Raw genomic sequence first — 2,918 nt, forward strand, 5'->3', positions numbered from 1 at the left:
TGTTTTTTGCAAGTACTTTTTGGCAAAAGTTGCAAAGTATTTTTGGAGAATGTTGCATCTCCAAATCGGAGAAAGTTGCAAAGCTTCGGCTGACAGCTATTCTGCCAGCCGCATAGCCATTGCAGCCCATATTTAGTTGTTACAGCACGAGGTACGGAAACGGAAGTTCTGAGTTTTCATCCTCATGTGCATGTTCCCTAAAATACTGGAACTCCTCATCCAGCTTTTTATAATGGACAAAGTCCTGCAGGTATCTCAATTCTTCTTTTGTGCACCGGTGCTCCTCTATGAGATCAAGAAGATAATCATTCATCTCCGTATAGTGCTCCTGAAGATTTTGATACTTTTTCCGTTCTTTGATAACTTTTTTATTTTTAGCCATTGTTACCTGCCTCCTGACTGCTGATTCTTGAAAGAGTTGTATTAATACTTGATTCACGTAACCGGTTATTGATCCCCGGGAACAGGATCAGTTCCACATGGTGAGTGAGCCTGCCGATCAGTGCAGTTGTCATACGCTGGTCATAAAGTACGTTTACCCACTGTGAGAATTCAAGGTTCGTGTTTAGGATCACTGATTTCTGCTCATGTATCTCAGAAAGATAATCAAACAGAAGCTGTGAACCGGTACGGTCATACGGAACATATCCGAATTCATCCAAAATCAGTATCTGGGCACTATTAAGCTTCTTTTTCAGTGCAGTAAGTTTTCCGCTGCTCTGACTCTCGGAAAAGAGATTGATAAGACCGGCAGTGCGGTAGAATCTTACCGGAATTTCCTGATTACATGCAGACATTCCAATCAGAATGGAGAGCATTGTTTTACCGGTTCCGGTTCCTCCATACATGATGACATTTTTTCCCGTATGATAGAAATCCAGGTCTAACAGGCTTTGAAAGCTGACGTCTTCCGGAAAATCTATCTCATCTGTCCTGAATTCCTCCACGCGGTATCTACGTGGGAAGCCGGCGGTATTGAGGAACTTGCTCTTCCTTTTTGCTGTGCGGTATTCAATTTCGTTTGTCAGGAGATTTAAAAGGTATTCCTGCGGTGTGTCTCCTTTCTGCTCCAAAGCCTGCCCTGCAAAGTTCGTGGACAGCCTGAGCTGCTTGCAGCATGCTGCAATGGATTTTTCTATATCAGCCATTTGAGACACCTCCCTTTTGAAGGGCGGCATCCAGCATTTTCAGATCATTTCTGAACGGAATGACCTTCTGCTGTGGCAGTAAAGCTTTGTTTTCAAGCGGAGGCAGAAGCGGTACATCTGCATAGGCTCGCCTGTAAAGGTTCTGTAGACTGTCCGGGTCGGTTGCATTCAGCCGTATAGCCTCATCCACTGTTTTGACCGCACTGGCAAATCCAGTTCTTTCTGTAAGTTCAGCAAGAACCTTAAGTACCCGTCCGCGTTCCTTATTTTCACAGTTATCCATGTATATCTGCATGGTCTGCGGCATCATGTCATAAATACCACTGTTGCGCAGAGAGCGGGGTTTTCTTGCGATATATGTAAGATATGGAAGCCAGTCCATTCTTTCATGCTCATCACCGTAAAGACGCTTGTGGCGGACAACCTCATGCATGTCTGCATCCATAACGATCACAGCAGATGATGTGATCTTAAGATTTACGATGGACTCGCAAAAAGCTGGTGAAGCGGAATAACGGTGCTTTCCTGCATCAAGGGTAAACTTACCATATTTATCTGTTGCCGCAGTTGTGTAGAGTGCAGTGTCAAATGGGACGGATGGAAGCGGCAGTAAACGTGCCTTATCTTCTTCAAACAGCTCGCTGATAAAGCGGTCAGCATCGTCATCATAGTGCTCACGCTGCATATCTATTTCGCAGCGGTCAAGAAGATGCCAGTTTTCCTCTGTGAGGTCATCAAAGCGGGGCACCGGCACAAGTTCGTTTCGGCGTAGGTAGCCGACCTTATTTTCTACGTTTCCCTTTTCCCAACCGGATTCGGGATTCATGAATACCGGCTTGATGCGGTAGTGTTCACAGAACCGCTGGAAACGTTCTGTCATATCGCGTCCGCCGCCTTTAATGACTTTGGTAACAATGGTTCTGGTATTATCAAACCAGATTTCGGTGGGAACTCCACCGATGTGCTCAAATATGGCAACCAGTCCCTCCAGAAGGCACTCCATGTTTTCTCCGTAATTAAGCTGGAGAAAACCGCCGTTGCTGTATGGAAAACTGAGCACAAGATATTTGGCTTTGTGATGAAGCTTGCCGTTTTCATAAAAATCAGCGGTTCCAAAATCTGCCTGACCTTCGCCGGGGCGATGTTCAAGAGGAATGTAGCCATCGGTTCTCATTAACCGTAATTCCTCTTTCTTCTGTTTGACGTATAAGGCAACGAGCCGGTAACTGCAGTCAAAGCCAACTGCCTCATCTTTAAGGCGCTTATAGATTCTTTTGGCGGTATGCCGTTGTTTTCGTGGTGCAAGCTTGTCTGCCTGCAGCCATTCATCAATCAGAGGCTTAAACGGGTCAAGTTTGGATTCATGTATCTCTGTTGATGCAGGTATGGGTGGCGGATTGTTGAAGTCCTCCATATCCACATATTTCTTGACTGTTTTCCAGTTGAGTCCGGTCTCAGATGCGATTTCAGAAATGTTCTTATCTTGTCGGTAGAACATATCTCTGATATGATGTATCTGATCCATTGTAGTTGACATTCTCCTTTCCTCCTTGTCTTTATTTGTTTGCTACAACAAAAACAAGGTTAATGTTTTTGGGTTATGTCTGCAATGGATCTTTTTAAGAAAAGCTCATACTTGGTGGCTACCACTCAGGCGCTACACCGTTCCTGAGAGCTTTATAGAATGTTTTGCAACTTTCTCCAATTTGGAGATGCAACATTCTCCAATTTTGTTTTGCAACTTTCGGTATTTTTATTTTACAATAAACA

The 2,918-nt window shown here is 44.4% G+C and carries 3 protein-coding genes; all 3 read right to left on the bottom strand.

The window, feature by feature from the left end; translation table 11 throughout:
• Positions 1-139: 139 nt before the first annotated feature.
• Genes ACQRBH_RS17145 through istA form a run of 3 tightly spaced genes read right to left on the bottom strand, consistent with a single transcriptional unit; the run spans position 140 to position 2,673 of the window.
• Positions 140-382: a hypothetical protein gene (locus ACQRBH_RS17145; RefSeq protein WP_427762668.1), complete on the bottom strand. Its 243-nt coding sequence runs from the start codon at positions 380-382 to the stop codon at positions 140-142.
• Positions 375-1,148, bottom strand: a complete 774-nt coding sequence (locus ACQRBH_RS17150; protein WP_427762670.1) for an ATP-binding protein — start codon at positions 1,146-1,148, stop codon at positions 375-377. The genes ACQRBH_RS17145 and ACQRBH_RS17150 overlap by 8 nt, the downstream gene beginning before the upstream one ends.
• Positions 1,141-2,673, bottom strand: a complete 1,533-nt coding sequence (gene istA / locus ACQRBH_RS17155) for an IS21 family transposase (RefSeq protein WP_427762671.1) — start codon at positions 2,671-2,673, stop codon at positions 1,141-1,143. Before istA ends, ACQRBH_RS17150 begins: the two co-directional genes overlap by 8 nt.
• Positions 2,674-2,918 lie beyond the last annotated feature (245 nt).

This window comes from Bariatricus sp. SGI.161 (genome assembly GCF_050313695.1).
Taxonomy (GTDB): domain Bacteria; phylum Bacillota; class Clostridia; order Lachnospirales; family Lachnospiraceae; genus JAFBIX01.